The following is an 8526-nucleotide window of genomic DNA, read 5'->3' on the forward strand; positions in this document are numbered from 1 at the left end:
ACTCGACCGACACGGGAGCCCCCGCGGGCTCCCCCGGCAGGCCCGCGGGCCCGGCGGACGCACCCGATCCGGTCGGCCCACCGCCGACAGCGGCGGCGCCCCAGCTTCTGGACGAGCTGACCACCCGGGTCTACCTGGCCATCCTCCGGCAGAAGGACGCGACCCGGGCCCTGCTCGTGGCCCAGGGCATGACCGGCAAGCTGGTCGACGAGGCACTCCAGAGCCTGCTCGGTCGGGGGCTCATCCTGCAGCAGGAGGACGGCGTCTGGCTGCCCGTGGCACCCGACGTCGCGCTCCCGGCCTACGCTGCCGAGCTCGAACGGCAGGCCAGGGGGGTGCGCGCCTCGGCACACGAGCTCGCCGAGGTCTTCTACGCCGCTCACGGACGGGGACCACGCAGCGACCGGGGGGTCCAGGTCCTCAGCACCGTCGACGAGCTGCACAGCGCAACCGCTGACATCGTCGCCTCGGCGCGCACGTCGGTCGTCGCGATGCGGGACCTGTCACCCCGCACCCGCCAGCTGTTCGCCGGGCCGCTGGCCGCGCACCGGGAGCCGGGCTACTCCGCCGACGGCCAACCGCTCGAGTTCCGCAGCACGTATGTCGTGGACGTCCTCGACCTGCCCGACGCCCGTGACGTCCTGGCCGCACGCATCGAGGGCGGGGAGTCCATCCGCTTCGTCCCGCGGGCCCCGTTCTCGGCGGTCGTGGTCGACGACACCGCTGCCGTCGTCGACGTGTCGGCCCACGACGAAACCGGCGCCGGCTCGCTGTTGGTGCGCTCACGTGCCCTGGTCCTCGCGATCTCTGCCACGGTCGAGCAGGTGTGGCGCCTCGGCTCGCCGCTGCACCGTGCGGTCGAGGACTCTCCCCTGGACGACCGCGACCACCAGATCATCACGCTGCTGGCCGCGGGTGCCTCGGACGCGACGATCGCCCGCCAGCTCGGGGTCTCCCAACGGACCGTGGAGCGACGGATGCGCGCGCTGATGGACCGGCTGGGGTCGCGCACGCGCTTCCAGGCCGGCATCGCGGCCACGAAGCGCGGGTGGGTCTGACCGGCCGATCAGCCGATTCACCGGACAGTGACCTCATGCCCGCGCGGACGCGGCTAGACTCATGCGTTCGGCGTTTGAGACACGGACGCCGGCCGCCTATGTCGTCGTCAGTCGTGCAGGGGAGCATGTGAGCGTTTCGGAACAGGTCACCGCGCAGTCGACCCCTCCCGAGGTCACCGCCGAGATCGCCGTCGAGCAGGCCCACGTCAACCGCGTCTACGCCGAGCTCGACAAGGCGACCGCCCGGGTGGACCTCGTCGAGGCTGAGGGTCTGTCCCGCGGTCGCACCGACCGCACGGGAGACATCCGCGACGAGGAGCTGACCGGCCTGTTCGAGCGGGACGCGCTCGTCTACAGCGCCGGCCGACGCCGCGCGAGCCTGGAGACGCAGTACGAGGGCCTGGTCTTCGGGCGCCTCGACCTCGAGCACGAGTCCCGCGACGGCGCGGAGCGCGAGGTGCGCTACGTGGGCCGCCTCGGGGTCCGGGACGACGACTACGAGCCGCTGGTCATCGACTGGCGGGCACCCGCCGCGGCCCCGTTCTACCGCGCGACACCGGTCGACCCGCTCGGCGTCCTGCGCCGCCGGGTCCTGCGCTGCCGTGGCCCCGAGGTGATCGGGATCGAGGACGACCTCATGGTGGTCGAACCGCCAGAGGACCTCGTCGTGGTCGGCGACGGCGCGCTCATGGCGGCCCTGACGCGCACCCGCGGCGAACGGATGCGCGACATCGTCGCCACCATCCAGCGACACCAGGACGAGGCGATCCGAGCGCCCGCCAAGGGGGTCACCGAGATCACGGGGGGCCCGGGCACGGGCAAGACCGTCGTCGCGCTGCACCGAGCGGCCTTCCTGTTGTATGCCGACCGGCGCCGCTACGAGGCCGGCGGCATCCTGGTGGTGGGCCCCTCGGCCGCCTACACGGCATACATCGAGCGGGTCCTGCCCTCCCTGGGTGAGGAGACCGTCACGTTGCGCTCGCTCGGCGACGTGCTCGACGGGATGACGGCCGTGCGTCTCGACTCCCCCGCCGCGGCAGCCATCAAGGGCTCCCTGCGGATCCGGCGGGTCCTGGCCCGGGCGGCTCGTGACGTCATCCCCGGCGTCCCCCGGACGCTGCGCGCCTTCGTCGCGGGCCGCGCGATCCGGATCGACCAACCCGACCTGGCTCGGGTGCGCGACCAGGTGCTGCGGACGCATCAGCGCAACCTCGCCACCAGCGCCGCCGCACAGGGCCTCGCCGAGGTCGCCTGGGCGGGCGTCCGCAGCGGCGAACGTGCCGAGTTCATCGACAAGTTCGTCGATCACCCGGACGTGGAGGCCTTCCTGGAGCAGTGGTGGCGGCCGCTCGACCCCCGCGAGGTGTTGCTGTGGCTCGCCGACCGCGAGCGCCTCACCCGCTACGGCAGGGGCATCCTGTCGGCCGAGGAGGTCGAGGTGCTCGGCCAATCCATCGACCGGGCCCTCGAGACGGGCGCGTGGTCGGTCGCCGACGCCGCGCTGATCGACGACCTCGCGGCCCGGCTCGGGCCGATCCGGGAGGTGCGCTCGGAGGAGCGCGGCTTCTACGAGATCGAGGAGCTCGACGACGCCTCGCAGTACCACGTCTCACCGGTCGGCGCGCGCGGCACGGGACTCGAACCCGCCACGGCGCGTGGGGAGTTCACCCCGCAGGACCGCCGGGCCCGGCTGCTGCAGGGCCGCCTGGAGAAGCCGGCGGAGTATGCCCACGTGCTCGTCGACGAGGCGCAGGACCTGTCGCCCATGCAGTGGCGGATGCTCGGACGGCGCGGCCGGTGGTCGTCGTGGACGGTGGTCGGTGACGCGGCGCAGAGCTCCTGGCCCGACGGGGACGAGGCCGCCACGGCCCGCGAGGAGGCATTCGGCAGCAAGCTCCGCCAGCGCTTCCACATGGACACCAACTACCGCAACGCGCAGGAGATCTTCGACTACGCCGCGCGCGTGGTGCGCGAGCAGGTGCCGGACGCCGACATCCCCCAGGCGGTCCGCGACACGGGCGTCGAGCCGGTCGAGGAGACGGTCGCGCCCTCGAGGCTGGCCGAGGCGGCCGGCAAGGCGGTGGTGCGGCTGCTCAGCGAGGTCGAAGGGTCGATCGCGGTCGTCACGCCGGCGCGCTGGGCCGCCGACCTGGCCACGGTCCACGACGACCGGCGGGTGGTCGTGGTCGACCCGATGTCGACCAAGGGCCTGGAGTACGACGCGACGGTGATCGTCGACCCCGACGAGATCACCCGAGAGTCACCCGGCGGCGTGCGGGTGCTCTACGTCGCGCTGACCCGAGCCGCCCACCGGATGGCCGTCCTGCGCGTCGAGGGGTGACACCGGAGCCGGCCTGCCGCGCCCGACGACCTCGACGGCGGCGTGTCGGGTCGTGGCGTCGGGTCAGAGACAGCTCGTCGCTGCCGGCTGGAGGGGCGGTCGGGTCAGTGGCCGAGCAGCGCCTTGGTCCGGTCGAGGCCGACCGCCAGCAACAGCGTGGGCAGCCGCGGCCCGGTCTCCTTGCCGATGAGCAGCCGGTAGACCAGCTTGAAGAACTCGCGCTGGGCCTTCGACAGCTCGGGGTCGCGCAGCTTGGCGTCGGCCTCGATGCCGCGCAACACCTTGGGCACGCCGTAGACCTGGGTCGTGAGGCCGTCGAGCGACCAGGCGTCCTCGAGCCTCGGCAGCGCAGGATCCGCGTGGCCCTCGAGCAGGACGCGCAGCTCCTCGCGCTCGGATTCGCCGACCCCGCTGAGCAGCTCGGCGTCGGGCTCGACCCGGACCCGCGTGCGGTCCTCCGCGGCCACCTGCGTGTCGACCCAGTTCTCGGCGCAGGTCAGACGCGGACGTGCCTCGTCCAGCGACTCCAGTGGGTCCTCCGGGTCGAGCTCCGACAGGATCCGCAACGTCTGGTCGTCGTGGCCGGTGGTGATGTCGACCACGGACGCGAGGGTGCGGAACGGCAGCGGGTGGGGCGTGCGGGCCAGCTCGCCTGCCGCGGTCGAGCTCGCCCGCTGGTATGCCGCCAGGTCGCCCGGCTGCGCCGAGTCGCCGGTGACCTTGCGCACCAAGGCATCCCACTCGTCATACAGGCGCTGGATCTCCTGACCGAAGGAGATGTCGAACGACTGGGACGGCTTGCGCCGGGCATAGAGCCACCGCAGGATCGCCGGCTCCATGATCTCCAGCGCCTCCGCGGGGGTCGGGACTCCCCCCTTGGACGAGCTCATCTTGGCCATCCCCTTGATGCCGACGAAGGCATACATCGGCCCGACGGGGCGCTCGCCACCGAAGATCTCGCGGACCAGCTGCCCACCCACCACGAAGGACGAGCCGGGTGACTGGTGGTCGACCCCCGACGGCTCGAAGACGACGCCCTCGTAGGCCCACCGCATGGGCCAGTCGACCTTCCAGACCAGCTTGCCGTGGTTGCTCTCCGAGAGCAGCACGGTGCGTCCGTGCCCGCAGGCGCAGGTGTAGGTGAGCGCGGTGGTCTCGTCGTCGTAGGCCGTGACCGTGGTCGTGTCGCGCTGGCAGATGTCGCAGTAGGGCTTGTAGGGGTAGTAGCCGGTCGCGGCGGTGCCGTCGTCCTCGCTGGCCGCGCCGGAGCCCTCGGCTGCCTCGGCCGCGGCGGCCTCCTGGTCCGCGTCGAGCTTCTTGGCCTGCCCCGCCACGACGGCGGCCGGGTCGGCCGCCTTGGTGCGGTAACGACCGAGGACCTCGTCGATGTGGGCCCGCTCGCGCATGGCGTGCAGGATCTGCTCGCGGTAGGCGCCGGAGGTGTACTGCTGTGTCTGGCTGATGCCGCGGAAGTCGATGCCCATCCGGGTCAGCGCGTCGACGAGCGGGGCCTTGAAGTGCTCGGCCCAACTGTCGTGCGCGCTGCCGGGAGGCGGCGGGACGGAGGTCAGCGGCTTGCCGATGTGCTGGTTCCAGGACTCGTCCACCCCGACGCCAAACGGCACCTTGCGGAAGCGGTCGTAGTCGTCCCACGACATGATGTGCTCGCAGGCGATCCCGCGCCGCTTGATCTCGTCGGCGACCAGGTGCGGCGTGATGACCTCGCGCAGGTTGCCCAGGTGGACCGGCCCGGAGGGGCTGATGCCCGAGGCGCAGACGATCGTGTCCATGCCGCGGCGCTTCGCCTCGACCACGACCTCGTCCGCGAGCCGCGAGACCCAGTCGCCGTCGATGCCCCGGTCGGTGCCCGCGCTCGCGGCGACCGTGTCTGCGTTCCGCGCCGTGTCCGTCATACTCCTCATCCTCCCAAACCCCGTTGCCCGCCCTGCGCCCGCGCCGCGCGCCGGTGCTCCGCGTGCTCCGTGCCGGCCGCTTTGCTCGCGTGAGGCCGCTTTGCTCGCGTGAGGCCGCTTCCGACCCGCTGGACACCGGCTTGACGCGAGCAAACCGGGTTGGACCGAGCACAGGTCAGTCGTGGCCGAGCAGGGAGTGGCGTTCGATGACCTCGTCGCGCCCCGGGCCGACACCGATCACCGAGACCCGGGCCCCGACCTGCCCTTCGACGAACTCGACGTAGGCCCGGCAGTTGGCCGGCAGCTCGTCATAGCTGCGACAGCCCGAGATGTCGGAGTTCCACCCCGGCAGCACCTCGTAGATCGGCTTCGCATGGTGGAAGTCGGTCTGGGTCATCGGCATCTCGTCGTGCCGCACCCCGTCGACGTCATAGGCCACGCAGACCGGGATCTCGTCGAAGGTGTCGAGGTTGTCGAGCTTGGTGATCACGAAGTCGGTGACGCCGTTGATCCGCGCGGCGTAGCGCCCGATCACGGTGTCCAGCCAGCCGATCCGCCTCGGTCGTCCCGTCGTGGTGCCGAACTCGCGACCTATCTCGCGCAACCGGTCACCGACCTCGTCGTGCAGCTCGGTCGGGAACGGCCCCTCCCCCACCCTGGTCGTGAACGCCTTGAGGATCGCGGTGACCCGGTCGATCCGGGTGGGCGGCACGCCGGCCCCGGTGCAGGCGCCCGCCGAGATGGCGTTGGACGAGGTGACGAACGGGTAGGTCCCGTGGTCGACGTCCAGCAGGGTCGCCTGGCCGGCCTCGAAGAGCACGTTCTTGCCCTCGTCCAGCGCCTTGGCGAGGACCAGCGAGGTGTCGGCCACCATCGGACGCAACCGGTCGGCATACCGGAGGAACTCAGCCATGACCTCGTCCACCTCGACGGCGCGACGGTTGTAGACCTTGAGCAGCATCTGGTTCTTGACGTCGAGGGCGGCCTCGACCTTCTGCCGCAGGATCGACTCGTCGTAGAGGTCCTGGACCCGGATGCCGATCCGGCTCATCTTGTCGGCATAGGTGGGGCCGATCCCCCGGCCGGTGGTGCCGAGCTTGCGCGACCCGAGGAAGCGCTCGGTGACCTTGTCGAGCACTCGGTTGTAGGGCGCGATGAGGTGGGCGTTGGCGCTCACGACGAGCGAGCTGGTGTCGATCCCGCGCGCCTCGAGCGCGTCGATCTCCTCGAACAGCACGCTCAGGTCGACGACGACGCCGTTGCCGATGACCGGGATGCAGCCCGGCGTGAGGATGCCGCTGGGCAGCAGGTGCAGGGCGTACTTCTCGCCGTCGATGACGACCGTGTGACCGGCGTTGTTGCCGCCGTTGAACTTCACGACATAGTCGAGCCTGCTCCCCAGCAGGTCCGTCGCCTTGCCCTTGCCCTCGTCGCCCCACTGGGCTCCCACCAGCACGATCGCCGGCATCCCGGCCACCCACCTTCTCGTCGCTGCACGCGTGTGCGTTCCGCGCCCGGTCGTCGGTGTCGCAGGCACGACGCGAGCCCCGCTCGACGCAGGGCCCGTGCGGCCAAAGGCTACCGGGTGCGCCCTTGTTGCTGCGTCGTCGTTCACCAGCCGGTATGCCGTGCACCAGCCCCTCCCCCACCACTTCCGTATGCCGCGCGGCCCCTGGGTCAGCGCAGGATGTCGCCGTCCAGCAGGTGCCGCCGTTGCGCCGCGGCGCCGAGCTGGAACCGCGAGTCGACCCCCAGCTCGTCCATCAGCCGGGAGACCCGCCGTCGCACCGTGCGCACGCCCCAGCCCAGGTAGCGGGCGATCGCCTCGTCCTTGAACCCGCTGCCGAGCATCCCCAGCAGCCGGCGGTCGTCGGCGGAGGCGTCGGAGCCGTCGTGCACCGGGAGCGCCAGCCGCCAGGCCTGGTCGAAGACGGTGCTGAATGCCTGCACCAGCATGGCGTCGCGGATGACGACGTAGCCGCCCGTGGGCGCGCCCCACTCGACGGCCGCCATCACGGCGTTGGACCCGAAGACCGCGAAGTCGTGCGGTGGGCGTTCCATCACCCGCTGCTGCTCACCGACCCGGGCCCAGGAGTGCATCCAGTCGCGACCGTTCGGGTCGGACAGGGCCACCATGGGATAGAGGGTCCGCTGCTCCCGTCCGGCGATCAGCGCCGACTGCGTCGTGCGCACGGCGTCGTGGTCGAGGCCGGGTCCGATGTCCAGGCTCTGCACGCACGACCGGATCAGGCCGCCCGTGGTGCGCGAGAGGTATTCCACGACGCTGGGGGCCACCTCGGGCGCGACCGTCTCCCAACCCGTGACGGGGTGTCTCGCTCCGGCTTGCCCGAAGCTGTGGTCCTCGGTGAACTGGCTGATCGCCCCCCGGGCGGCGGCCAGCTCACGGCGTCGGTCGTCAAGGCGGGCCTCCTCCGCATCGATCAGCCGCTCGAGCGCGGCGCGGGGATGGTCCACCTGGATCGTGCCGTCGGGCCGGTGCCGCACCAGGCCCGCGGTCAGCAGCTCCTCCAGCGCCTCGGCCGCGTCGATCTCGCGCCACCCGAGCTCGGTCGCGTGTCCTGCCAGGTCGGTGGAGGTGGCCCGCAGGACTCGGCGGTAGAGCGACTCGGCGCGAGGCGAGACGTTGAGGACGGCGAGTTGACCCTTCATTTCGTGGCATTTTATGGACATTGGCAATGTTGTGCCACCATCCGGTCACTTCACACGGCATCATGGTCCCCGCCGTGCGGACGTGGCAGGGGAACATCCGAGCACGGCGGCGGACGGCCCCCGGCCGGACGTGAGATGCAGGGGGCGGTGCCGGGAGCCGGGATCCCACGCGGGTCCCGGGCCCCGGCACCACTGCGTCGCCGGAGGCCACCGGACGCTGCACCCATCGGGGGATGCAGTGTGCCCGGTCTCGGGTTCACTCGCACCACCCAACCCGCGGGCCGGTTCGGACGTCGGAGGGGGCACCAGCAGCACCCGTCGATGAGGGAGCGACCTTCCATGGCCACCCGCCCACGCCTCGCAGTCCTCGCGCTCGCCGCGAGCGCAAGCCTCGGGCTCATCACCGCCTGCGGGACTGCCACTGAGGCCGGAAACGGATCCACCGGATCACCGGCACCCGTCGCGAGCGGTGAGCCGGCCCCCGGCACCGCCCCGAGCAGCCCGGCCGCTGCCAGCACTGCTGGCGCGCCGACACCGGCCCCCA

Annotated in this window: 5 protein-coding genes and 1 pseudogene; 3 read left to right on the top strand and 3 right to left on the bottom strand. The window is 71.8% G+C overall.

Annotation, left to right across the window (positions count from 1 at the left end; genetic code table 11):
* Nucleotides 1–1058: helix-turn-helix transcriptional regulator (locus FRW57_RS23245; RefSeq protein ID WP_162529357.1), on the top strand; the 1058-nt coding region annotated here is incomplete at its 5' end.
* A gap of 61 nt (nucleotides 1059–1119) precedes the next feature.
* Complete coding sequence (locus FRW57_RS13370) at nucleotides 1120–3399, top strand: HelD family protein (RefSeq protein WP_152186208.1); 2280 nt, start codon at nucleotides 1120–1122, stop codon at nucleotides 3397–3399.
* A gap of 104 nt (nucleotides 3400–3503) precedes the next feature.
* Here FRW57_RS13370 and lysS read toward each other — a convergent pair whose 3' ends face one another.
* From lysS to FRW57_RS13385, 3 genes are all read right to left on the bottom strand, one after another.
* A complete protein-coding gene (lysS, locus tag FRW57_RS13375) occupies nucleotides 3504–5312 on the bottom strand; it encodes a lysine--tRNA ligase (protein WP_152186209.1) in 1809 nt (602 codons plus the stop codon).
* A gap of 175 nt (nucleotides 5313–5487) precedes the next feature.
* Nucleotides 5488–6780: an adenylosuccinate synthase gene (locus FRW57_RS13380; RefSeq protein ID WP_152186210.1), complete on the bottom strand. Its 1293-nt coding sequence runs from the start codon at nucleotides 6778–6780 to the stop codon at nucleotides 5488–5490.
* A gap of 209 nt (nucleotides 6781–6989) precedes the next feature.
* Nucleotides 6990–7982, bottom strand: a complete 993-nt coding sequence (locus tag FRW57_RS13385; protein WP_137122143.1) for a hypothetical protein — start codon at nucleotides 7980–7982, stop codon at nucleotides 6990–6992.
* 339 nt (nucleotides 7983–8321) lie between these two features.
* On the opposite strand from FRW57_RS13385, the pseudogene FRW57_RS24045 reads away from it, so the two are divergent.
* Nucleotides 8322–8526 (top strand): annotated as a pseudogene (locus FRW57_RS24045) (Ltp family lipoprotein); the annotation flags it as partial.

It is taken from the genome of Segeticoccus rhizosphaerae (assembly GCF_009192725.1).
Taxonomy (GTDB): domain Bacteria; phylum Actinomycetota; class Actinomycetes; order Actinomycetales; family Dermatophilaceae; genus Segeticoccus; species Segeticoccus rhizosphaerae.